The sequence below is a fragment of the Streptomyces polyrhachis genome, assembly GCF_042663125.1.
Lineage (GTDB): Bacteria > Actinomycetota > Actinomycetes > Streptomycetales > Streptomycetaceae > Streptomyces > Streptomyces polyrhachii.
The window spans coordinates 79,239-101,229 of record NZ_JBHSZO010000008.1; the positions used below are offsets into that span (position 1 = coordinate 79,239).

General features: G+C 73.7%; 22 protein-coding genes and 1 tRNA gene. 16 read left to right on the forward strand and 7 right to left on the reverse strand.

The genetic code is table 11. The annotated features are described in order from the left end of the window. Positions 1 to 36: 36 nt before the first annotated feature. On the reverse strand, positions 37 to 492 hold the full coding sequence (locus ACFQLX_RS07365) for an ATP-binding protein (protein ID WP_386413239.1): 456 nt from the start codon (positions 490 to 492) through the stop codon (positions 37 to 39). 238 nt (positions 493 to 730) lie between these two features. Then, complete coding sequence (locus ACFQLX_RS07370) at positions 731 to 1,528, reverse strand: glycerophosphodiester phosphodiesterase (protein ID WP_386413240.1); 798 nt, start codon at positions 1,526 to 1,528, stop codon at positions 731 to 733. A 300-nt stretch (positions 1,529 to 1,828) separates the two neighbouring features. Here ACFQLX_RS07370 and ACFQLX_RS07375 point away from each other — a divergent pair, with 300 nt between their 5' ends. From ACFQLX_RS07375 to ACFQLX_RS07395, 5 genes are all read left to right on the forward strand, one after another. After that, positions 1,829 to 3,241, forward strand: a complete 1,413-nt coding sequence (locus ACFQLX_RS07375) for a S1C family serine protease (RefSeq protein ID WP_386413242.1) — start codon at positions 1,829 to 1,831, stop codon at positions 3,239 to 3,241. Positions 3,242 to 3,393: 152 nt separating this feature from the next. Further along, positions 3,394 to 3,480 (forward strand) — tRNA-Ser (locus tag ACFQLX_RS07380). Positions 3,481 to 3,714: 234 nt separating this feature from the next. Further along, on the forward strand, positions 3,715 to 4,101 hold the full coding sequence (locus ACFQLX_RS07385) for a barstar family protein (RefSeq protein WP_386413243.1): 387 nt from the start codon (positions 3,715 to 3,717) through the stop codon (positions 4,099 to 4,101). 322 nt (positions 4,102 to 4,423) lie between these two features. After that, a complete protein-coding gene (locus ACFQLX_RS07390; protein WP_386413244.1) occupies positions 4,424 to 5,482 on the forward strand; it encodes an FUSC family protein in 1,059 nt (352 codons plus the stop codon). A 230-nt stretch (positions 5,483 to 5,712) separates the two neighbouring features. Further along, entirely contained in the window at positions 5,713 to 6,018 is a 306-nt protein-coding gene (locus ACFQLX_RS07395) for a hypothetical protein (RefSeq protein ID WP_386413245.1), read from the forward strand. Between the two features lie 295 nt (positions 6,019 to 6,313). Here the strand turns inward: ACFQLX_RS07395 and ACFQLX_RS07400 are convergent, their stop codons facing one another. From ACFQLX_RS07400 to ACFQLX_RS07410, 3 genes are read right to left on the reverse strand one after another with little or no spacing between them, the layout of a single operon-like run. Then, a complete protein-coding gene (locus tag ACFQLX_RS07400; protein WP_386413247.1) occupies positions 6,314 to 8,293 on the reverse strand; it encodes an ABC transporter permease in 1,980 nt (659 codons plus the stop codon). Between the two features lie 9 nt (positions 8,294 to 8,302). Then, positions 8,303 to 9,100, reverse strand: coding sequence for a molybdate ABC transporter substrate-binding protein (gene modA, locus ACFQLX_RS07405; RefSeq protein ID WP_386413248.1), 798 nt, complete (start codon positions 9,098 to 9,100; stop codon positions 8,303 to 8,305). A 54-nt stretch (positions 9,101 to 9,154) separates the two neighbouring features. Continuing rightward, complete coding sequence (locus tag ACFQLX_RS07410; protein ID WP_386413249.1) at positions 9,155 to 9,547, reverse strand: TOBE domain-containing protein; 393 nt, start codon at positions 9,545 to 9,547, stop codon at positions 9,155 to 9,157. Between the two features lie 128 nt (positions 9,548 to 9,675). On the opposite strand from ACFQLX_RS07410, the gene ACFQLX_RS07415 reads away from it, so the two are divergent. Then, positions 9,676 to 10,560, forward strand: coding sequence for an aminoglycoside phosphotransferase family protein (locus tag ACFQLX_RS07415; protein ID WP_386413333.1), 885 nt, complete (start codon positions 9,676 to 9,678; stop codon positions 10,558 to 10,560). Between the two features lie 13 nt (positions 10,561 to 10,573). Here the strand turns inward: ACFQLX_RS07415 and ACFQLX_RS07420 are convergent, their stop codons facing one another. Beyond that, a complete protein-coding gene (locus ACFQLX_RS07420; protein ID WP_386413250.1) occupies positions 10,574 to 11,317 on the reverse strand; it encodes a M23 family metallopeptidase in 744 nt (247 codons plus the stop codon). Positions 11,318 to 11,637: 320 nt separating this feature from the next. On the opposite strand from ACFQLX_RS07420, the gene ACFQLX_RS07425 reads away from it, so the two are divergent. From ACFQLX_RS07425 to ACFQLX_RS07435, 3 genes are read left to right on the forward strand one after another with little or no spacing between them, the layout of a single operon-like run. Continuing rightward, a complete protein-coding gene (locus ACFQLX_RS07425; protein WP_386413251.1) occupies positions 11,638 to 12,012 on the forward strand; it encodes an STAS domain-containing protein in 375 nt (124 codons plus the stop codon). Positions 12,013 to 12,042: 30 nt separating this feature from the next. Beyond that, positions 12,043 to 12,759 (forward strand): GAF and ANTAR domain-containing protein, encoded by a 717-nt coding sequence (locus ACFQLX_RS07430; RefSeq protein WP_386413252.1) that lies wholly within the window; start codon positions 12,043 to 12,045, stop codon positions 12,757 to 12,759. 4 nt (positions 12,760 to 12,763) lie between these two features. After that, positions 12,764 to 13,507, forward strand: a complete 744-nt coding sequence (locus tag ACFQLX_RS07435) for an ANTAR domain-containing protein (protein ID WP_386413253.1) — start codon at positions 12,764 to 12,766, stop codon at positions 13,505 to 13,507. A 45-nt stretch (positions 13,508 to 13,552) separates the two neighbouring features. Here ACFQLX_RS07435 and ACFQLX_RS07440 read toward each other — a convergent pair whose 3' ends face one another. Beyond that, complete coding sequence (locus tag ACFQLX_RS07440) at positions 13,553 to 14,017, reverse strand: ATP-binding protein (RefSeq protein ID WP_386413254.1); 465 nt, start codon at positions 14,015 to 14,017, stop codon at positions 13,553 to 13,555. A 270-nt stretch (positions 14,018 to 14,287) separates the two neighbouring features. Between ACFQLX_RS07440 and ACFQLX_RS07445 the strand changes: the two genes are divergently transcribed. The 7 genes from ACFQLX_RS07445 to pheA all read left to right on the forward strand — a co-directional run bounded on the left by ACFQLX_RS07445 (position 14,288) and on the right by pheA (position 21,451). Further along, positions 14,288 to 15,082, forward strand: coding sequence for a hypothetical protein (locus ACFQLX_RS07445; protein WP_386413255.1), 795 nt, complete (start codon positions 14,288 to 14,290; stop codon positions 15,080 to 15,082). Between the two features lie 95 nt (positions 15,083 to 15,177). Beyond that, entirely contained in the window at positions 15,178 to 15,936 is a 759-nt protein-coding gene (locus tag ACFQLX_RS07450) for a YcnI family copper-binding membrane protein (protein WP_386413256.1), read from the forward strand. A 125-nt stretch (positions 15,937 to 16,061) separates the two neighbouring features. Beyond that, positions 16,062 to 16,712 carry an SCO family protein gene (locus ACFQLX_RS07455; RefSeq protein WP_386413257.1) on the forward strand — a complete coding sequence of 217 codons (651 nt, stop codon included), beginning with the start codon at positions 16,062 to 16,064 and terminating at the stop codon, positions 16,710 to 16,712. Further along, the gene (locus tag ACFQLX_RS07460; protein ID WP_386413258.1) at positions 16,709 to 17,170 is read left to right on the forward strand and encodes a copper chaperone PCu(A)C; all 462 of its coding nucleotides are present in this window, start codon (positions 16,709 to 16,711) and stop codon (positions 17,168 to 17,170) included. The genes ACFQLX_RS07455 and ACFQLX_RS07460 overlap by 4 nt, the downstream gene beginning before the upstream one ends. After that, positions 17,167 to 19,062 carry a copper resistance CopC/CopD family protein gene (locus ACFQLX_RS07465; RefSeq protein ID WP_386413259.1) on the forward strand — a complete coding sequence of 632 codons (1,896 nt, stop codon included), beginning with the start codon at positions 17,167 to 17,169 and terminating at the stop codon, positions 19,060 to 19,062. The genes ACFQLX_RS07460 and ACFQLX_RS07465 overlap by 4 nt, the downstream gene beginning before the upstream one ends. Then, complete coding sequence (gene efeB / locus ACFQLX_RS07470) at positions 19,059 to 20,345, forward strand: iron uptake transporter deferrochelatase/peroxidase subunit (protein WP_386413260.1); 1,287 nt, start codon at positions 19,059 to 19,061, stop codon at positions 20,343 to 20,345. Before ACFQLX_RS07465 ends, efeB begins: the two co-directional genes overlap by 4 nt. Positions 20,346 to 20,515: 170 nt before the next feature. Then, positions 20,516 to 21,451, forward strand: coding sequence for a prephenate dehydratase (pheA, locus tag ACFQLX_RS07475; RefSeq protein ID WP_386413261.1), 936 nt, complete (start codon positions 20,516 to 20,518; stop codon positions 21,449 to 21,451). Positions 21,452 to 21,991: the final 540 nt, after the last annotated feature.

Sequence of the window (21,991 nt, forward strand, 5' to 3'; positions counted from 1 at the left end):
GAGGGCCGGGCGGCCGGTCGTACACCGCAGCCGGGCCTACGAGGCGAGGTCCGCCGTGTAGAGCGCCTCCGCGCGGCGGGGGAGCGCGGCCCAGACCGTGACCTCGCCGGCGCCGTAGTCGACGCCCCAGTCCTTCGCGAGGCTGCGGATGATCGCCAGGCCCCGGCCGCCGTGCGCGGTCACCGAAGGGCTGGCCGGGAGGGGGCGGGTGGGGCCGCCGCCGTCCGTCACCGCGACCGTGATGCGGCCACGCGCGTCGAGCGCCCAGTGGGCCCGTACCGCGCCGTCCGCGCCGATCGGGCGGGCGTGGCGGCAGGCGTTGCTCAGCAGCTCCGAGAGGATCAGCACCGCGTCGTCCACCGCCGTATCGGCCGCTCCGGCCCGCGTCAGCTCACTGCGCATCCGGCGCCGGGCGCCGCCCACGCCGGCCGGGCCGTGGGGCACCGCCACCGTCGAGGACGCGGGCACCGCGTGTGCCATCACGTACGTCACCACCCCCGAAACCCCTTCCACACCCTGCCGCCGCCCCGGATCCGCTGCTGCGGACCGCCGTCGACCGCCGCCCCACGCCAGGGGAGAGATGCCCTCGCCCGTCGGGGCGGAAACCGGGCGGCGGTGGTGCCTTGACGTACTCGTTATGAACAGTTGCGCAACGAATGCGGCGGCGTGCGGTCGGTAGCGGTTTCGGTGGCCGTCGTTCCGTTTGCGTACGGGGCTTGTGCGCGGGCGGTTACCGGCCGAGTTGGGCCAGCACCTGCCGGGGCCGGTTGGTGATGATCGCGTCCACGCCCAGCCGCGCGCACAGCTCCACGTCCTCCGGTTCGTCCACCGTCCAGACGTGCACCTGGTGGCCGGCGCGGTGCAGGCGCGCCACGTACTCCGGACTGCTCCGCACGATCCGCAGACCCGGCCCGGCGATGCGCACCCCCGGCGGCAGCGAGCCGTCGCGGTAGCGGGGGAGGAGGAACTGCGTCAGATAGACGGTGGGCACCTGCGGCAGCCGCTCGCGCACCCGCTGCAGCGAGCGCGCCGAGAAGCTCATCACCCGCACCGCCGGCGCCTCCCCCGCGGGCGGCCGGTCCAGCCCGTACTCCCGCAGCAGCGCCACCAGCCGCTCCTCGACCTGCCCGGCCCAGCGCGTGGGGTGCTTGGTCTCGATCGCCAGCTCCACCCGGCGCGGGGCCTCGGCGACGAGCTGCAGCAGGCGCTCCAGGGTCAGGACGGAGGTGCGCTCCCACTCGGGCGCCTCGTCCTCGGCGGCGGTGGGCTTCCACGAGCCGAAGTCGAGGGCGGCCAGCTCCGCCAACTCCAGCCGGGAGACCGCCCCTTTGCCGTTGGAGGTGCGGTTGACGCGCCGGTCGTGGACGCAGACGAGATGGCCGTCCGCGGTCAGCCGGATATCGCACTCCAGAGCGTCCGCGCCGGAGTCGATAGCGGTACGGTAGGCCGCCAGCGTGTGTTCGGGTGCCTCCTGCGAGGCGCCGCGGTGGGCGATGACGGCGGGGGTCTGCGTCCGGGTGGCTTCCACCGGGTCATGGTGCCACCTGCGGGCGCCCCGGCCGCGTGGGACGTACGAAACGGAAGGCTTGCGCACGCAGGCGGGACGCTTTCGTACGAAGCGCGCGGGCGCCGCCCGTTCGCGCGCCACCGGATGCGCCCGCCGTGTCCGGGAAGAAGGATGGCCGTCCACGCGTGTGTGCGCCTTACCGTCCCCTGACACCTCGTGGGCCACCCTGGTAGGGGGTTACGCACCCCGCCGGGGGCCGGCGTGTCGTGGACGCTGCCGGGACGGGGGCACAAGGGTCCGAGCTGAGGGAGACGAGTACACGTGAGCACCGAGAACGGCCCGACGCCCGAGCGCCCGGACTCCCCGCCCCCGGCGGGTGGTCCGTCCGCGCCCGCCGGCGGGGGGCAGCCTCCGGAGCACACTCAGGGCGCGCCGCACGCCGCCGGGCCGCAGTGGGGGGCGCCCGCCGGGCCCGGGGGGCCGTCGCCGTACTCCCCGTGGGGGGCGCCGCCGCCGGCGGCCGGCGGTGGTGCGGGCGCCGGTGGGGGCTGGGGCAGCGCGCCCGGTGGTCCGACGCCCGGCTCCGACTCCGGCTCCGGCTCCGGGAAGAAGGGCGCGGGCGGGCTGGTCGCCGCGGTCCTCGCGGCGGCTCTGCTGGCCGGCGGGGTCGGCGGCGGCATCGGCTACTGGGCCGCCGAGCACAACGACGACGACTCCTCCTCGACCACGATCTCCGCCCCCGACGGCGGCAGCCAGCGCATCGAGAACCCGCCCGGTTCGGTGGCCGCCATCGCCAACAGGGCGCTGACCTCCGTCGTCACGATCGAGGCCCGCGGCGCCTCCGACGGCGACGGCGGCACGGGCACGGGGTTCGTGTACGACAAGGAGGGCCACATCCTCACCAACAACCACGTGGTGGCCTCCGCGGCGAACGGCGGGAAGCTCTCGGCGACGTTCTCCGACGGCAAGACCTACGACGCCGAGGTCGTCGGCCGGGCGCAGGGCTACGACGTGGCGGTCATCAAGCTCACCAACGCCTCCGGCGCCAAGCTGACCCCGCTGCCGCTGGGCGACTCCACCGCGGTGGACGTCGGCGACATGGCGATCGCGATCGGCGCGCCCTTCGGCCTCTCGGGCACGGTGACGACGGGCATCGTCAGCGCCAAGAACCGCCCGGTGGCCTCCGGGGACGGGCAGAGCGACAAGAACTCGTACATGAGCGCGATCCAGACGGACGCCTCCATCAACCCCGGCAACTCGGGCGGCCCGCTGCTCGACACCCAGGGCCGGGTCATCGGCGTCAACTCGGCGATCCAGACGACCAGTCAGGGCGAGTTCGGCGGCCAGGGCGGCTCCATCGGCCTGGGCTTCGCCATCCCGATCAACCAGGCCCACTGGGTCGCCGACACCCTGATCAAGGACGGCGAGCCGGTCTACGCGGTGATCGGCGTCCAGGTCGACATGTCGTACCAGGGCCAGGGCGCCCGCGTCTCGGAGTCGAGCAGCGGCTCGACCCCCGCGGTCACCCCGGGCGGCCCGGCGGCGAAGGCCGGCATCAAGCCGGGCGACGTGATCACGAAGGTGGACAACACGGTGATCGACAGCGGCCCGACGCTGATCGGCCAGCTGTGGACGCACAAGCCGGGCGACAAGGTGAAGGTCACCTACGAACGCGACGGCAAGGAGCAGACGACGACGATGGTGACGCTGGGCGAGTTCAAGGGCGATCGCTGACCCGGCGCCGCGTGATGCGCTGAACGAAAGGGGGCACCTCCGGGTGGAGGCGCCCCCTTCGCGCACGTCCCCACCGTGCGGGACGCACCCGTCCCACTCCCACCCGGGGCCGGTACTCTGTACCCGCGCTCGCCCCTTGCCGGCGGGAGCGAGGTGGGTTGCCCGAGCGGCCTAAGGGAACGGTCTTGAAAACCGTCGTGGCAGCGATGTCACCGTGGGTTCAAATCCCACACCCACCGCAGCAGGTCAGAGAAGGTGCTGATCAGAAGGGGTGTCCCGAGAACGGGGCGCCCCTTCGTCATGGGCCCTGTCTCACCCTGAACCGCCCCTGTTCCGTTTTGGATCATTGTTTGTGGACCAGGCGTGGACCACGGTCCATCGATCCGCAGGCCGCTGACCAGCCACTATGGGACAGTCGTGCAGTGCTCAGATATCCGAGTGCCGCAGTTGGCGAGCCGCCGTACCATCCCGGCGTGACAACGACCTACGTGCTTGATGGGCAGCGGATCCACAACCTTGAGGACTTCTGGCGGGTGATGGGAGAGGCGGTGAACGGCCCGGGAGGATACTTCGGCAGGAACCTCGACGCCTTCCGTGACTGCCTATGGGGAGGCTTCGGCACGCCGGATGACGGCGAATTCAAGGTTCAGTGGCGGGAGCACGCGTGCTCGAAGCAGGCCCTTGGCTACCCGGAGACGGTCCGGCAGCTCGAGATACGGCTGAAGCGTTGCCACCCCACGAACCGAGGATGGGTCACCGAGGACCTGAACGCCGCGCTGGCAGGCAGAGGCCCGACGGTATTCGACTGGCTTGTCGAGATCTTCGAAGAGACCGCACCTGAAGCACTGGAGCTCGGCTGAGAGACAGGTCGTCGCACGCGAAAGGGGTGCCCCGTGATGGGACGCCCCTTCTGGCTTGGCTGGGCTACTGGTCGTTGGTTTCGGCGAGGGCCCGTTCGATCTGTTGGGACGTTCCCCTGCGCACCGGGCGTCCTGAGTGCAGTTCCAGCTCGATTCCCATGGCCCCTCCCGCGGTCTCGGATACCGAAGCTTCGCAGAGGCCGTCGTCGGCAAGGGGTGTCTGTGGGCTCGTTGAGGTGGGCGTTGTCCGCCATGCTGAAGATCTTCCGGGCGTAGGGGAAAGGTGAGTGCGGTGGCGGCGGGTGAGCGGATGCGGGGGGTGGTGCGGACTCTGATTGATGACCTGGTGCGGTGGGAGCCCGTCGAGGTGCAGGTGCTGCGGATGCTGGCCTCCGCGCTCGCGTTGGCGGGGCCCGTCGCCATCGGGGTGGCGTGCGGGCAGGTCGGGCTGGGGCTGGCCGCCGCGCTCGGGGGGCTGCTGGTCGCCTCCGGTGGGCATCGCGGGACGCTGCGGCACCGGGTCGCCGAGCTGTGCGGGACCGGGGCGGCCGGGGTGTGCGCGGTCTGGGTCGGGATGGAGATCGGCGGCTGGGCGTCCTGGGGCAGCGTGGCGCTGGTGCTCCTCGCCGTGGCGATGGCCCTGCTGGGGTCGCTGCGGCGCCCCCTCGCGGTGGTCGGCGCGCAGGTCACCGTCTTCGCCATCCTGGGCATGAACCTGGGTACGGGCCCGCTGCCCCGGGGCGAGACGCTGCTCCTCTTCGCCTGCGGCGCCGCGGGCGGGGCGCTGGCCACGCTCTGCGTCCACGGGGTGGCGCGGCTCGTGGCGCCCCGGCTGCGCGAGGCCGCCGAGCCGGGCGGGGACCGTTCGCTGCGTGCGGACGCGGCCCGGTGGTGGGCGGGGCTGCGGCATGTCAGCCGCTGGCAGTACCCCCTGCGGCTGGGCGCCTGCCTCACCGTCGCCGAGGTCGTCGCGCATCTGGGGCCGGGCTCGCACTCGTACTGGATCGCCCTCACCGTGAGCCTGGTCGTCCAGCGCGACCACGGGGCGGTGCGGCGCCGTACGGTCCAGCGCGCGGTGGGGACGGCCGTGGGCGTTGCGGCGGGGGCGCTCCTGCTGCACCTGTCGTCGTGGGCGGCGGTGGGGCTGATCGCGGCGATCGGGGCGGTGCGGGCGGAGCTGAAGGAGGCCAACTACACCGCGTACGCGGCGGTGATGACCATGCTGGTACTGGCGCTGACGGCGACCGGGGGCGCGCCGACACCGCAGTTGCTGCGGGAGCGGTTGGTGGACACGCTGCTGGGCTGCCTGATCGGCATCGTGGTGAGCGGCCTCGTACGACGGGCACTCCCGGGCGGGGCGGCGGCTGCGGCGGGGTCCTGAGCGGAGGTTCACTCGTTTGCGGCTGTCAGCGGGGAGGGGCCGTCGACTTCGTACAGACGCTGATCATGCCGGTGTCCCCGGCTCCGTGACGTCGCCGGGATCCGCGCGAGGGGGTGGGAGGCCGCGGCGGCCACCGATCGACCGTGCGATGGGACATTCCCCCTGCGGCACGTCGCACAGATCAGCGCTCAGCATCGACACGTCCGTCGGGTCTCCGCTTGGATCAGTCCATGCAGCCGCCCGCCGATCCTCCGCCCGCAGTGAACCGGCCTTGTTCGCCCCTGGGATGGGGTGTTGCAGCCATCGCCGTGTGGCTGTTCCCGTTTTGGCTCCTCAGTTCGGTTGTCTCATTGGCCCTGGGGATCATCGGATTGCTACAGGGAGCTCTCACCTACCGAAAATCGACGGATTCGAGCGTGTGGCACCGGCGTTTCGTGGTGGGTATCTCACTCTCCGCACTCGCGACGATCGCGGCAATTGCGTACTGGGAGTACCTCATCGCCCATCCTGAGCTGCTTGAGGTAGTCCAGGACTGACAGGCCATCCAGCCGTAGGGGCAGCCCAGGCGCGCCGACTCGCAGGTGCCGGGTGCGCTTTCATGGGGTGCCTGGATGCCGGAGGTGTCGACCTGGATGGCATGGTCGATCGCCGATGAAGGGGAGGTCTGGGGCAGGGTCAACTTCCGCCATTTCGGCGGGGATTGGCGAGCAGACGACCCTCCCGGGCCTTGTCAGCGCCGCACCCTTCGCGGGATGACTGCCTCACGGGGCCCAGGGTGATTTGAGCCGTTTGGGTGGGCAATGTTTCACGTGGAACCGTCGCACCGTGGTCTCACAGTTCCACCAGCGTGACCTCCGTCGCCTTGACGCTCATGTGGATGTCCGTGCCCTCCGTCAGGGCGAGGGTCGTTGCTGATTCCGGGGTGATCTCCGCTACCAGGTCCGGGACTTGGGGGGACGTGATCAGGAGGCGGAGGCGGCTGCCCGCTGCGGTGATCTCGCGGATCGTGCCCTGCCAGACGTTGCGGGGGCTGCCCTCGGGGAGGGCGCGGTGGAGGGAGACCGCTTCCGGGGGGATGATCGCCAGCGTCTGCGTGCCCGGGGGGAGGGGGTCCGCCGCTACCAGGCGGCCGCCGTTGGAGAGGGTCAGCGTGCCGTCCTCGGCTGCCGTCGCCGGCCAGGCGTTGCGGCCCAGCATGCGGGCCACCCAGGGCGAGCGCGGGTGGCGGGTGACCTCGGCCGGGGGGGCGTCCTGGATCGCCGCGCCCTCGTCCAGTACGAGCACCCGGTCCGCCAGCGAGACCGCCTCCACCGGGTCGTGCGTCACCATCAGGCAGACCCCGCCGAAGTCCGCCAGGTGGGTGCGGAGCAGGTGGCGTACCTGCGCGCGCGTCGTCTGGTCCAGCGCCGCCAGGGGTTCGTCCAGCAGCAGCAGGCGGGGGCGGGCCGCCAGCGCGCGGGCCAGGGCCACCCGGCCCGCCTGGCCGCCCGAGAGCTGGTGCGGTCTGCGGGCCGCCAACTCCCCCACGCCCAGGCGCTCCAGCCACTGCCGCGCGGTGCGCCGCGCCTGCGCGCGGCCGACGCCCTGGGCGCGCAGTCCGTAGGCGGTGTTGGCCAGCGCGCTCAGGTGGGGGAAGAGGGCGCCGTCCTGGGGGACCCAGGCGACTCCCCGGCGGTGCGGGGGGAGGTCGGTGACGTCCCTGCCGCCGAGGCGCAGGGCCGCGCGGGCTCGGGGGGTGAGGCCCAGGAGGGCGCGCAACAGGGTGGTCTTCCCCGCCCCGTTGGGGCCGACCACCGCGATCGTCGTGCCCGGCTCGGCGTCGAGGGTGAGGTGGGTGAAGCCGGTCACCTCGGCCCGTAGCGGCCAGGTCTCATGGGGCGTGGGTACGTCAGGGGCGGGCTTCTTCTCGTACGAGACCTCGCGCGCCTCCTCCCGGCGGATCAGCCGGACCCGCCGGACCCGCCAGACGTGCCGGACCCGGCCGGAGCGCCAACCCCCGCCTCCCGCCCCGCCGTTCCACCGCCCCCGCAGCGCGATCAGCACCGCCATCGCCACCGCCAGCAGCAGCAGCGACACGGACGTGGCCGCCTGCGGCTCGTCCTGCAGCAGCAGGTACACCTGCAGCGGCAGCGTCTGCGTCACCCCCGGCAGGTTCCCCGCGAAGGTGATCGTCGCGCCGAACTCCCCCAGCGCCCGCGCCCACGTCAGCGCCGCCCCCGCGACCAGGCCGGGCGCGACCAGCGGCAGCGTCACCGTGCGGAACACCCGCAGCGGCGAGGCACCGAGGGAGGCGGCCGTCTCCTCGTACGAGGGACGCAGTCCGGCGAGCGCCCCCTCCAGGCTGATGACCAGGAACGGCATCGCCACGAACGTCGCCGCGACCACCGCCCCCGCCGTGTGGAACGGCAGCGTCAGCCCGAAGGTGTCCTCCAGCCACGGCCCCAGCAGCCCGCGCCGCCCGAAGCCCAGCAGCAGCGCCACCCCGCCGACGGTCGGCGGCAGCACCATCGGCAGCAGCACCAGCGAACGCACCAGCGCCTTGCCGGGGAACTCCACCCGCGCCAGCAGCCACGCCAGCGGCACCCCCAGCAGCAGCGAGAGCCCCAGCGCCCACAGCGACACCTCCAGCGACAGCCGCAGTGCCTGGGTGACGCCGGGGCTGCCCAGGTGCGTGCCCAGCGCGCCCCACTCGGTGCGCGCCAGGATGCCCACCAGCGGCAGCAGCAGGAAGGCGACGGCCAGCAGCGCCGGCAGCAGCAGGGTCAGCGGCGGGCGCGGGTGCGCGCGGCGGCGGGCGGACGGAAGGATCACGCGCGGAGCCTACGGGGCCTGGAAGCCCGCGCCCCGGAGGATCCTCTGCGCCTGCGGGCCCGAGAGCCAGGTGACGAAGTCCGCCGCTACGTCGGCGTTCGCGGAGTCCTTGAGGGTGGCGGCCGGGTAGGCGGCGACGGCGTTCTGGTCGTCGGGGATGGTGACGGCGTCGACCGTGTCCGCGGCTCCGGCGGCGTCGGTGCGGTAGACCAACCCGGCGTCCGCCTCGCCGAGTTCGACCTTGCTCAGCACCGCGCGGACGTTGGGCTCCTCGGAGACGGGCTTGACCGTGACGCCCTGGGCGTCGAGGATCTGCCGGCTGTAGCGGCCGACGGGGACCTCGGGGGCGGCGAGGACGACCTTGAGCTTGGGGTCGGCGAGGTCCTTCAGGCCCGCGACCTTCGTCGGGTTGCCCTTGACGGTGGCGATGACCAGGCGGTTTCTGGCGATGACGGTGGCGGGGCCGGTCTCGGCGGCCAGCGCGTCCATGGTCCTGGTGTCGGCGGTGACCAGTGCGTCGGCCGGGATGCCCTGGTCGACCTGGGCGGCCAGCTCCTGGGAGCCGGCGAAGGAGAAGACGACCTTCGTCCCCGGGTGGCCGCTCTCGTACGCCCTGCCGGCGGTGGTGAAGGCGTCGGTGAGCGAGGCGGCGGCCAGGACGGTGAGCTTCGTGTCGGCGGCGGCGCTCTCGGCTGCGTCGCCGCAGGCGGCGAGCGGTACGGCCACGGCGGCGGCCAGCAGGGCGGCGGCGAGGCGGCGGCGGACGGGCGAAGCGGGAGCGGGCAACGCGGGCGGCGCAGACGTCATGGCGGAGGGCTCCTTCGTCGGACGTACGGCAGCGGACAGGCGCGAACCGCCCGGTCAGGCGCGGTCGATGTGCACGTTGGTGGACTTCACCCGGGCCGTGGCCCGCATGCCGACCTCCAGCCCCAGTTCCTCGACCGCCTCACGGGTCAGCAGCGACACGAGGCGGTGCGGGCCGGCCTGGATCTCGACCTGGGCGGCGACGTCGCCGAGCTTGACGGCGGTGACGATGCCGGGGAAGGCGTTGCGCGCCGAGGTGTACACCTCGCCCTCCCCCTCGCCGCCCTGCGCCAACTCCACGCAGAACGCGGCCAGATCACGGCCGTCGACCAGCCGCCGCCCGCCCTCGTCGCGGTGCGTGGCGACCCGTCCGGCGTCCGCCCAGCGCCGGGCGGTGTCCGCACTGACGCCGAGGAGCTGCGCGGCCTGGCCGATGGTGTAGGACTGCATGTGCGCCACCATACAAGTGCTGGCATAGCAGGTGCAAGGCATCGATGATGCATGGCTTGCATCTGCGGGAACAGCACCCCTCTTAACCATTTGCCCCCCGCTCCCGCCTCCGCTCCCATGGCCTCGTGATGCACCCCGACGAACACCCCATCGACGACGCCCTCGTCCGGCGCCTGCTCGCCGACCGCTTCCCCGACTGGGCCGGGCTGCCGCTGCGGCGGCTGGCCTCCGGCGGCACGGTCAACGCCATGTACCGGCTCGGCGCGGACCTGGTCGTCCGGCTGCCGCTGGTCAAGGGCGGTGCGGGCGACGTACTGCTGGAACGGCACTGGCTGCCGCGACTGGCGCCGCTCCTCCCCGCCGACGTACCGCAGCCGCTCGGGGCCGGGGAGCCGGCGGCGGGCTATCCGTGGCCGTGGTCGGTGTACCGGTGGCTGGACGGCGCGAACCCCGAGCCGGGGGAGCTGGCGAAACCGGAGCAACTGGCGGTGGATCTGGCGCAGTTCGTCACGGCGATGCGCGCGATCGACCTGCCGGACGCGCCGGCGGCCTACCGGGGCGGCCCGCTCGCCGAGCAGGACGCGGCCACCCGCGACGCCGTGGCGCAGCTGCGGCGCCTGCCCGAGGAGGGGGTGGACTGCGACGCCGCGCTCGCCGTCTGGGAGGCGGCCCTGCGCGCCCCCGCCTGGGACGGGCCCCCGGTCTGGCTGCACGCCGACCTGTCCCCGGGGAACCTGCTGGTCGCGGACGGCCGGCTGCGCGCGGTCATCGACTTCGGCTGTACGGGCACGGGCGACCCGGCGTGCGACCTCTTCCCCGCGTGGAACCTCCTGCCCCCGCCGGCCCGCGAGGTCTTCCGTACGGCACTGGGCACGGACGCGGCGACCTGGCTGCGGGGACGGGGCCGCACCCTGTCCCAGGCCCTGATCGCCCTGCCGTACTACCGCCGCACGAACCCGGTGATGGCCCGGCACGCTCGGCATGTGATCAGGGAGGTGCTGGCGGAGGGCTAAGCGTGTCCGGCAGTCAGAGCCAGATGCGGCGTTTGGCGAGGTAGCGCAGGGGGTCGACGTCCGAGCCGTAGCCGCGCTGGCTGCGGACCTCGAAGTGCAGGTGCGGGCCGGTGGACTGGCCGGTGTTGCCGGAGAGGCCGATCATGCTGCCGCCCCGGACGCGCTGGGAGTAGCTGACGTCCAGGCGGCTGAGGTGAGCGTAGAGGACGTAATGCCCGTCGTCCATAAGGACCTTGGCGTACGTGCCGTAGGCGGCGTGGCGCCCGGCCTCGACGACGCGGCCCGGCCCCACGGAGCGCACCCGGCGGCCGGTGGGGACGGCGAGGTCCACGCCGGTGTGGTGGCCGGCGGCCCACCACTTGCCCTTGATGCCGTACGCGGCGGAGATCCGGCCCCCGACCAGCGGTGCTGCCCAACCGCGCAGCGGCGGGCGGGAGTCGGGGGTGTAGACCAGGACGCGGTCGGCGAGCAGCAGGCCGGGGTCGGCGCCGATGGTGCTGCGGTTCTGGCGGTAGAGGAGCTGCCAGGGCTGGCCGAGGCGCTCGGCGACGGAGCTGAGCGTGTCGCCGCTGCGTACGCGGTAGCGGCCGACCTGGGACAGCAGGCCGGCGGCCCGGTCGTCCGGCGGATCGGCCTGGGCGGGACGCGCGACGCCGGCCTGCTGGGACGGGGACCAGGCCGCGGCCACCGCGGGGGCGGCCGGCAGGGCGACGGCGGCGGAGAGCAGCAGGGAGAGCGCGGTTTGCAGCGGGCGCACGGCGAACCTCCAGCGCTGGGCGAACGGGAAGGGCCACCGTAGGCACGCCGCCCCCGCCCGTTTCCGCCCGCCACGCACGGCTCGGGGAAAGCCACCCGTGCGCCACGGCCGGCTGGCGGCGGGCGGATCGGTGTGCTCGTAACGGACAGGAGGTGTCTGGCGGGGCGTCAGAATCCGCCGCGATCCGCCAGGTTGCGACGTCGGGCGGCCGACCGGGCGCGCTGCCCTTCAAAAGGGCTAGTCTTCACTGCACAAGAGCCCGAGTCCCCGGCCCTCCCTGCAGAGTGATCACGGCACGGCCGTGCAAGGGGATGGGCGCGTTGAACACACACACCTCCACGTCAAGTGAGGCGCTGTACAGGGTCGTCGAGGCCGAGGGGGAGCTGGACATCCTGACGGCCCCGTCCTTCGGGGCGAGGCTGCGGGGCGACGAGGACGACGAGGGCGACGGGGGTCCCGCACGGTGGCGTCTGATCGCCGACCTCAGCCGGGTGTCGTTCATGGACAGCAGTCCCCTGTACGAACTGTGCGCCGTGGGCCACCGCAACGACCTCCGGGGCGGCTGGACGCGAGTGGTCTACGCTCACGCGGGCATCGCACTCCTGTTCCGCGCGGCCGACTTGGCCCGGACGTTCCCCCGGTACGCAAGCGTGGACGACGCGCGGCAGGACCGCCGCTCGTCCGCTCACGAGTGACACCCGTCGGGGAAGCGCAGGCAGGCACCTGTGGCCAGTGACCGGATGGCGAAGGCGCTGCGGACCCTCGACCGCGACGCCGGCTCCGGGCTGGCCGCAGTCTGCGCACGCGCGCTCGACTCCGACGGTGTCGCCGTCTCCCTGGTGCTGGAGAACAGCCATGCGGAACTGGTGTGGTGCTCCGGCCCCGTGAGCGCGTCCTTCGAGGACCTGCAGTTCACCCTGGGCGAGGGGCCCGGCCCCGACGCGATCCGCTCCGGCGCGGTGGTGCAGGTCCGCGACCTGGGGAGGGTGGCTGCCGAGCGGTGGCCGGCGCTCCTCCCGGCGGTGGGCGCGCTGGCCGTGGGCTCCGTCTGCTGCTTCCCCCTCGTCCTGGGAGCCATCCGGCTCGGCGTGCTCACGGTGATCCGCCACCCGGTACGGGCCCTGTCGGCGGGAGAGGTGGACGACGCGCTGGTGCTGGCGTCCGCGCTGACCGCGCTGGTGCTGGACGGCGGCGCGGGCGCCCCCCGCCAAGACGGCCTGGAGGCCCCGCGCGTACTGCACCGCACCGCCGTGCACCAGGCGACCGGAATGATCAGCGTCCAGCTCGGCGTGCCCCTGGCCGAGGCACTGCTGCGGCTGCGTGCGCACGCCTACGCCAGCAGCCGGCCCGTGAACGAGATCGCCCAGGACGTAGTGACGAGACGGCTCCGCTTCCACGACGATGAGACCGGGTCGCGGCCGCCCGACGGACCAAGGGGATGACGACATGACTCGCGAACAGCGACTGGCGGGGATCTTCGTCGAAGTGGCGGACTCCCTCATCGACGACTTCGACATCATCGACTTCCTCCAACGGCTGACCACCCGCTGCGTGGAACTGCTCGACGTCACGGCCGCCGGCATCCTGCTGGTCGACCCGCACGGCGACCTGCAGATCATCGCGGCCTCCGACGAACACACCCGGCTGCTGGAGCTGTTCGCCCTCCAGCACGATCAGGGCCCCTGCGTGGAGTGCTACCGAAACGGCGCCGCGCACATCGACATCGACCTCACCGACCCCGCCTCCGTACGCCGCTGGCCGCGCTTCGCCCCGCACGCCGTCGCCACGGGCTTCACCACCACCCACGCCCTCCCGCTGCGGCTGCGCAACCGCGTGATCGGCGCACTGAACCTCTTCGACACCGAGCCGGGCACCCTGGCGCCCGAGGACGTCACGCTCGGGCAGGCCCTGGCCGACATCGCGACGATCGCGATCCTGCAGCAGCGCACCCTGGAGCAGACCCACACCGAGAAGGGCCAGCTGCAGACGGCGCTGACCAGCCGCATCGTCATCGAACAGGCCAAGGGCATCCTGGCCGAACGCTGGCAGACCTCGGTCGACGACGCCTTCGCCGCACTGCGCACGTACGCCAGGTCCCACCAGCTGCGGCTGGTGGAGGTGGCCCGGCAGGTCATCGACGGCGCCATCGACAGCGCGGCGATCGCCGGCGAACTCAGCCAGGAGGGGTGAACGCCCGCCGGTCGCGCCGGGCGGGGGCGGCGCCGTCCGCGTCGGTCACGACGCCGAAAGCAGGGCGTCCTCGCGCCACTTGAGGATCTTGTCGAAGGAGACCACCGCGCCGCGGCCGGGGCGGTTGTGGATGTCCACGTGGTCCGTGAGGGTTTCGATCAGGTAGAGGCCGCGGCCTCCTTCCGCCTGGAGGGCGGTGCGGGGGCCGGGGCCTGCGGGGTGGGGGGACGGGAAGCCCGGGCCCGAGTCGATGACCTCGATGCGGCAGGTGTCGCCGTCGATGAACGCCGTCACCCGGTAGTCGTCGCAGACCTCGCCGCCCCGGTCGCCGCCGGCCGTGCCGCCGCCGTACTCCACGGCGTTGGCGCAGGCCTCCGTCAGGGCGAGGGAGAGGTCGAAGGAGATGTCCGGGTCGACGCCGGCCGTGTCCATGGCGCCGATGAGCAGGCGCCGGGCGAGCGGGACGCTCGCGGCCTCACGCCGCAGGTGCAGGGACCACCAGATGCTCATCGCGCTTCAGCCTTCCTGGCCGGACTGCGGCGGGGCGGGGGCGGGATCCGTACAACGTGTCCCAGAGGCCGAAAACAGGCTCTGAGGTACGTATAACCGGCATCCGGGCGCAGCAACCGTCGTGTCGTGGTGAGGACACTCATTTAGCGGATGCGTTTATTCCCCATGTGCGGTAAGGGCGGCTCCGGTGTGATCGTTTCGGTCCGGATGCGACCGAGTGATCCCCCTCCCGGGTGCGGGGGCGGGGCGCGGTGAGATGATGGCGCCGCCATGACTCCCCCCGTGCGGCGCTCCGGCGCCGACCTGCGACTGCTGCGCGCCGCCGTCTTCACCGCGGTGTGCGTCGCGCTGTCCGCCGGGGGGCACGTGCTGGCGTCCGCCGGGTCCGTACCGCTGTGGACGCTCGGCGCCGCCGCGCTGCCCGTGCTCGCCGTGGCCTTCGCCGCCGCCGGGCGGGAGCGGTCGCTGCCGGCCATCGGCTCGCTGCTCGCCGTCGGGCAGTTGGGGCTGCACGGGCTGTTCGTTGCAGGGCAGCACAGCGTTGCAGGTCAGCACGAGGGCTCCACGAGCGGCGCCATGGCCCTGGCCCGGCGGCTGCTGTGCGGGGACGGCAGGGCGACGCTGACCGAGGGGCGGGCCCGGCGGCTCGTCCTGGACGCCGGCATCGACCCCGACCGGCTCGCGCCCGTCGCCGACGCCGTCCGGCACGCGGGGCATGCGGGCCACGGCGCCCTCGATACCACCGGCGCCCTCAGCGCCGTCTACGCGCCGTCCATGCTGATCGGCCACCTCCTCGCCGCGCTCGCCGCCGGCTGGCTGCTGCGCCGCGGCGAGGCGGCGCTCTTCCGGCTCACCGGGCTGGCCGCCGGCGCCGGCGCACCGGCGCGCGCGCTGCGCAGTGCGCTGCGGCTCGCCACCGCACTGCGCTCCGGGCTCCGGTACGCGGGGGGCGTACGCCGTACGTCCCGGCCCGTACGGACGGCCGCCCCGCCCCGCGACCCCTCCGTCGTGCTCGCGCACAGCGTGCACCGCCGCGGGCCGCCCGCCTGGGGGCTCGCCGCCTGACGCTCCGCCGGTCCGTACGAGGACGGGGGAGGCCGGGCGGGGCCCTGCCGCGCCGTTCCCCTGTCACCTCTTCACAGACCCGGAGTGATCCACCCATGCGTCTTCGTCACGCACGCACCGCCGCCATCGCCGCCGTCCTGGGCGCCGGCAGCCTGCTCCTCGCCGCCTCGCCCGCCTTCGCGCACGTCAGCGTGAGCCCGGAGGGCGCCGCCGAGCAGGGCGGCTACGCCACCGTCAACTTCAAGGTCCCCAACGAGCGCGACGACGCCTCGACGGTCAAGCTTGAGGTCACCCTCCCCGCCGACCACCCGCTGTCCTCCGCGATGCCGCAGCCCGTGCCGGGCTGGAAGGTCAAGGTCACGAAGGCGAAGCTCGACAAGCCCCTGGAGGTCCACGGGCGAAAGATCACCGAAGCGCCCCGCACGATCACCTGGACCGGCGGGAAGATCGCGCCGGGCACCTTCCAGCAGTTCCCCGTCTCCCTCGGCCAGCTGCCCGAGGACACCGACGAGCTGGTCTTCAAGGCCGTCCAGACGTACGACAGCAAGGAGGTCGTGCGCTGGATCGAGGTCGCGCAGGAGGGCGCCGCGGAACCGGAGAACCCGGCCCCCGTACTCGCCCTGGTCCCGCCCGCGGAGGGCGGCCACCACGGGGGGACGAGCGGAGGCGCCGAGGACAAGGCCGACGCCAAGTCCCACGACGACGACGGCAAGCAGGACGACGCCGGCAGGGACGCGGACACCGCCGCCGCCGACAGCAGCGACACCACCGCCCGTACCCTCGGAGCGGTGGGCATCGCGCTCGGCGCCGCGGGGCTCGCCTTCGGCATCGTCTCGCGGCGCAAGCGCGCCTGACGTCCCGCGCCGCACCCGGTGGGGCGGTCCGCCGACCGCCCCACCGGGTGCCCCCCGCACGCCGGCCGTCCCCCGCGTGCCCGGCCGTACCGCGTCCGCAGACGTACGAGAAGGAACCTCCGACCATGCGCATCCCCCGCACGGCCCTCGCCCTCGCCGCCGCCGGCCTGCTCGCCACCACGCTGGCCGCCTGCGGCTCCACCGAGCCCGAGGCCATGCCCGCCGTGGAGGTCTCCGGCGGGCAGAGCAAGCCCGGCTCCGTACTCGACGAGCCCAAGGACAAGCCCGACCTCGTCCTCACCGACACCAAGGGAAAGCCCTACGAGCTGCGCCGCGCCACCGCCGGGCAGCCCACCCTGCTCTTCTTCGGCTACACGCACTGCCCGGACATCTGCCCCACCACCATGAGCGACCTCGCCCTGGCCAAGCAGAAACTCCCCGCCGCCGACCGCGCGAAACTGCGCGTCGTCTTCGTCACCACCGACCCCGAGCACGACACCCCCAGGCAGCTCGGCGCCTGGCTCGCCGCCCAGGACAAGGACTTCATCGGGCTGACCGGCGACTTCGCCACCATCCAGGCGGCGGCCAGGAGCGTCGGGGTGTACGTGGAGAAGGCCGTGACCGACAAGGACGGCACCGTCACCGCCGACCACGGCGCCCAGGTCATCGCCTTCTCCCCCAAGGACGACAAGGCGCACGTCATCTACACGACCGGCGCCACCGCCGAGGACTACGCCAAGGACCTGCCGGTGATCATCAGGGGCGGCACGCCGTGAGGCCGCGGACCGCGCTGCTCCTGCCCGCGCTGGCCGTCGCGCTGGCCGCCCCCCTCACCGCCTGCTCCGGCGGGCAGGCACCGAAGCTGAGCGCCGGCTCCGGCTTCGTACCGCAGCCCGCGCTGGCCGACGTCGCCGCCGGCTACCTGACCGTACGCAACGACGGCGACGCCGCCGACACCCTCACCTCCGTCACCTCCTCCCTGGCCGGCCGCATCACGCTGCACACCTCCGACGGCACCCGGATGAAGAAGGTCGACCGGCTCGACGTACCGGCCGGCGGGGCCCTCGAACTGGCGCGCGGCGGCAGCCATCTGATGCTGGAGAAGCTGGACCGCCGCCCGCGCGTCGGCGAGCGGGTGACCCTGGTCCTGCACTTCGCGAAGTCCGGCCCCATCGAGATACAGCTCCCGGTGGAGCCGCCCACCTACCGGCCGAGGCAGGAGACGCACTCGTGACCGCCGCCACCACCGCACGCACCGGAGCCGTCCTGGCCCGCCGCCTGTGCACCGCCCTCGCCGCCGCCCTCCTCGGTCTGCTCGCCTTCGGCGCCACCCCCGCCGCCGCGCACGCCGCCCTCACCGGCACCGACCCCGGCAACGGCGCCGTCCTGCCCGACGCCCCCGCCTCCGTCTCCCTGCGCTTCTCCGAGGGCGTGCAGCTCTCCGACGACTCCCTGCGCGTCCTGGACCCGCGGGGCCGCGACAGCACCAAGGGCGCCGCGCACCACGTCTCCGGCGATACGAAGACCGCCGCCGCCGCACTGCAGGCGGGCCTGCCGGAGGGCACGTTCACGGTGGTGTGGAAGGCCGTCTCCGAGGACAGCCATCCCGTCTCCGGGGCGTTCACCTTCTCCGTCGGGGCGCCGTCGAAGACCACCGTCTCGCTGTCCGGCGGGAGCGGCTGGGCCGAGACGTACTACGACGCCGGGCGCTACCTCGCCTACGCGGGCTTCCTGGTGATGGTCGGCGCGGCCGTCTTCGCCGGCTGGTGCGGCGGACGCTCCCCCATGCTGCGCCGGCTCGCGGGGGCCGGCTGGGCGCTGCTCTTCGGCGCCACGGTGGCGCTGCTGCTGCTGCGCGGGCCTTATACGGGCGAGGAGTTCGGGCTCGCCTCCGTACGCGAGGTGCTGGCCACCCGGCCCGGCGCGGCGCTGCTCTCGCGGCTGCTGCTGCTGGGGGCGGCGGCGGTGTTCCTGGCGGTGCTCTTCGCGGTGCTGCGCCCGCGCGAGGGCGGCATCGGGGACCGTACCCCCCGCGAGCAGCGCGACCTGCGGCTGGGGCTGGCCATCGGCGGCAGCGTGGTCGCCGTCGGACTGGCCGCGACCTGGGCGATGGCCGAGCACGCCTCCGCCGGGATCCAGCCGTGGCTGGCGATGCCCGTCAGCGTGCTGCACCTGCTGGCCGTCGCGGTCTGGCTGGGCGGACTGGTCGCGCTGGCGGTCTCCCTGCGCGGCGGCCCCCCGGTTTCCGCGACGACGGTGCGGCGCTTCTCGCGGCTGGCCTTCGGCTCGGTGCTGGTCCTGGTCGCCACCGGGCTCTACCAGTCCTGGCGCGGCGTGGGCAGCCTGGACGCGCTCACCTCGACGCGCTACGGGCAGCTGCTGCTGGTCAAGGCCGGGCTGGTCGTGGTCCTGGTCGGCACCGCGTGGATCTCGCGGCGCTGGGTGGCACGGCTGGGGGAGGGCGCGGCGGTACGGGCCGAGGCGGCCGCCCCCGAGGAGAAGCGCGTGACCGTACCGGCCGCGAACACCGCCTCCGTACCCGCCCAGCCCGCCGACCCCGAGCGCGCCCGCCAGCTCGCCCACCAGCGCGCCGCCCTCGACCGGGCCCGCGAGCGGCGCACCCTCGCCGCCGACCCGGCGCGCGCGGGACTGCGCCGCACCGTGCTGGCGGAGACCGCCGTCGCGCTGGTCCTGCTCTCCGTCACCACGCTGCTCACCGGCACCCAGCCCGCCCGCGCGGAGGCCGAGCAGTCCGCCGCGACCGAGGCGGTACGCAACGCGCGCCCGATCACGCTGAAGGTGCCCTTCAACACCGGCGGCCCGCACGGCCGGGGCACCGCCGAGCTGACCCTCGACCCGGGCGCGAGCGGCGCGAACACCCTGCACGTGTACGTCACCGGCCCCGGCGGCGAGCTGCTGGACGTACCCGAGCTGCGCCTGGCCCTCACCCAGCGCGGGAAGCGGATCGGCCCGCTGCGGACCGTGCCGGAGAAGGTCGACACCGGGCACTGGTCGGCGACCGGTATGCAGCTGCCGGTGGCGGGGCGGTGGAGCGCGGAGGTGACCGTGCGGACCTCGGAGATCGACCAGGTGACCGAGACGAAGACCTTCGAGGTGACGCGATGACGACCGTGGACCGGAGCGCCGCCCGGACGGCCGCGCAGCCGCCCGGGGTCTCCCGCCGCCGCCTGCTCGCCGCCGCCGCGGCGGCCGGCGCGGGCGGACTGGCGGCGGGGGCGGCGGGCGGCGCCTTCGTCCAGGAGTCGGTACGCGACGAGCCCGCCGCGCTCGCCACCGTCGGCGCCACCCGCGTCCCCTTCCACGGCGTCCACCAGGCCGGCATCACCACGCCGCTCCAGGCCGCCGGCCACCTCGCCGCCTTCGACCTCACCCCCGGCGCCTCCCCCGCCGCCACCCGCCGCGAGGCCGCCGCCCTGCTGCGCCGCTGGTCGGACACGGCCGCCCGGCTCACGGCCGGCGAACCGGCCGCCGGGCACGACACCGGCATCGCCCGCGACGCGGGCCCCTCCTCGCTCACGGTCACCTTCGGCTTCGGGCGCGGCCTCTTCGACCGTACGGGCCTCGCCGCCCGCCGCCCCGCCGCCCTCGCCCCGCTGCCGCCCTTCTCCGCCGACGCGCTCGACGCCCGCCGCAGCGACGGCGACCTGTGGGTGCAGATCGGCGCCGACGACGCCCTCGTCGCCTACCACGCCCTGCGCGCCCTGATCCGCGACGCCGGGCAGGCGGCGGCGGTGCGCTGGCAGGTCCGCGGCTTCAACCGCACCCCCGGCGCCACCGCGCGGCCGCGCACCGCGCGCAACCTGATGGGCCAGGTCGACGGCACCAACAACCCCCGCCCCACCGACGAGGACTTCGCCGCCCGGATCTTCGTCCCGGCCGGCGGCGACCCCGACTGGATGGCGGGCGGCTCCTACGCCGTCTACCGCCGCATCCGGATGCTCCTGGACCGCTGGGAGCACCTCTCCCCCGCCCGCCAGGAGCGCGTCATCGGCCGGCGCCGCTCGGACGGGGCGCCGCTCTCCGGCGGCCCGGACGCACAGGAGAGCACCCCCGTCGACCTGGACGGCCGCCTCGCGGACGGCACGCTCGCCATCGCCGGGGACGCCCATGTCCGCGTCGCCGCCCCGGAGTCCAACGGCGGGGCGGCGATGCTGCGGCGCCCCTTCTCGTACGACGAGGGGCTGCGCGACGACGGCGCCCCGGACGCGGGGCTGCTCTTCGTCGCCTGGCAGGCGGACCCGGCGCGCGGCTTCGTCCCCGTGCAGCGCAAGCTCGACCGGGGCGACGGGCTCTCGCGCTTCCTCAGCCACGAGGCGAGCGCGCTGTGGGCGGTGCCGGGCGGGGCGGCGGCGGGGGAGTACGTGGGGCAGCGGCTGCTGGAGGGGTGAGGGGGCGCGCCACGGCGCCCGTACCACCGGGCCCGTACCACCGCGTCACCCGTGGGGTCCCAGCTACCGGACAACGTCCGCCACCCGTACGGGTGCTGGGTATCGTGACTGACCTCCCCTTCCCCTTGCCCCCTCCCCCCTCCACCAGGCCCCCGTCAGGAGCCCCCGCCATGAGCGCCAGCCGCTTCACCTACCTCGGCCCCGAGGGCACCTTCACCGAGGCCGCCCTGCGGACGCTGCCCGAGGCCGCCACCCGCGAGCTGGTGCCGATGGTCTCGGTGCCGGCCGTGCTGGACGCGGTACGGGGCGGGGAGGCGGCCGGGGCGCTGGTGCCGATCGAGAACTCCGTCGAGGGCGGGGTGACCACCACCATCGACGAACTCGCCGTCGGCGCCCCCCTGATGATCTACCGCGAGGTGCTGCTGCCGATCGCCTTCGCCCTGCTGGTCCGCCCCGGTACGCAGCTGGCCGACATCAAGACCGTCACCGGCCACCCGGTCGCCCAGCCCCAGGTCCGCAAGTGGCTCGCGGCCCACCTCCCGGACGCCGAATGGGAGTCGTCGGCCTCCAACGCCGACGGGGCGCGGCGGGTGCGGGAGGGGCAGGTGGACGGCGCCTTCGCCGGGGAGTTCGCCGCCGCCGTCTACGGACTGGAGCCGCTGGTCACCGACATCCACGACGCGAAGAACGCCGAGACGCGCTTCGTCCTGGTCGGCCGCCCGGCCCGCCCCGCCGCCCCGACCGGCGCCGACAAGACCTCCGTGGTCATCTGGCTGGGGGACGACCACCCGGGCGCGCTGATGGAGTTGCTGCAGGAGTACGCGGTACGCGGCGTCAACCTGATCCGCATCGAGTCCCGGCCGACCGGCGAGGGCCTCGGCCGCTACTGCTTCTCCGTGGACTGCGAGGGCCACATCACCGACCGCCGGGTCGGGGAGGCGCTGATGGGGCTGAAGCGGACCTGCCCGCAGGTGCGCTTCCTGGGCTCGTACCCCCGGGCCGGACTGGCGGCGGCGGGGGTGGCGGTACCGCGGACGGGGACCTCGGACGCGGACTTCACGGCGGCGTCGGACTGGCTGAACCGCAGCCTTGACGGGCGGGCTTGAGCTGCTGTCGGCCGTTCGGGGGACGGTGAGCAGGCGTTTCGTCTGATCAACAAAAGTTGTCCACAGGCGCCATTGAGTTATCCACAGGTGGCCCTTCCCGGCCTGTGTACAAGTTGAGGGGGGAGGGTGGACATCATCGACAAGTCAGCCTTCTATCCACAGGCATCGCGAAGTCGGACAGATGTGGATCCGTCACCTCAATTCCACAGATCCACTCTTTGGGCGTACGCATTCCCGCCCCAAAGGGTGTGTAGTTGATGCTTAAACCGGGAATCCTGCACCCCCTGGGATGAGAACGGAATGATCTTCTCCGCCATCCACAGGCAATCAACAGGGGGTGTGGATAACTCTGGGGATATCTCTGTGGCCTGTGGAAAAGTCAGAGGGGGTGGCCCCCCGCGCGCAGCCACCACCCCTCAACCCCTGACCGTTTTGACACGATTTAGGCAATTGAAGAATCCCCCAACCCCCCACCCCCACCCCGACCATTTCCAGCCGCACCCCCCGCCCGAATTAAACCCCCAAACCGGACAAAAGCCA

Bases quoted from the DNA above. Each gene is read 5' to 3' on its own strand.
- ACFQLX_RS07395 (WP_386413245.1), top strand. From the start codon at position 5,713: ATGCAGCCGCCCGCCGATCCTCCGCCCGCAGTGAACCGGCCTTGTTCG.
- modA (WP_386413248.1), bottom strand. From the start codon at position 9,100: ATGACGTCTGCGCCGCCCGCGTTGCCCGCTCCCGCTTCGCCCGTCCGC.
- ACFQLX_RS07410 (WP_386413249.1), bottom strand. From the start codon at position 9,547: ATGCAGTCCTACACCATCGGCCAGGCCGCGCAGCTCCTCGGCGTCAGT.
- ACFQLX_RS07415 (WP_386413333.1), top strand. From the start codon at position 9,676: ATGCACCCCGACGAACACCCCATCGACGACGCCCTCGTCCGGCGCCTG.
- ACFQLX_RS07435 (WP_386413253.1), top strand. From the start codon at position 12,764: ATGACTCGCGAACAGCGACTGGCGGGGATCTTCGTCGAAGTGGCGGAC.
- ACFQLX_RS07440 (WP_386413254.1), bottom strand. From the start codon at position 14,017: ATGAGCATCTGGTGGTCCCTGCACCTGCGGCGTGAGGCCGCGAGCGTC.
- ACFQLX_RS07445 (WP_386413255.1), top strand. From the start codon at position 14,288: ATGACTCCCCCCGTGCGGCGCTCCGGCGCCGACCTGCGACTGCTGCGC.
- ACFQLX_RS07450 (WP_386413256.1), top strand. From the start codon at position 15,178: ATGCGTCTTCGTCACGCACGCACCGCCGCCATCGCCGCCGTCCTGGGC.
- ACFQLX_RS07455 (WP_386413257.1), top strand. From the start codon at position 16,062: ATGCGCATCCCCCGCACGGCCCTCGCCCTCGCCGCCGCCGGCCTGCTC.
- efeB (WP_386413260.1), top strand. From the start codon at position 19,059: ATGACGACCGTGGACCGGAGCGCCGCCCGGACGGCCGCGCAGCCGCCC.
- pheA (WP_386413261.1), top strand. From the start codon at position 20,516: ATGAGCGCCAGCCGCTTCACCTACCTCGGCCCCGAGGGCACCTTCACC.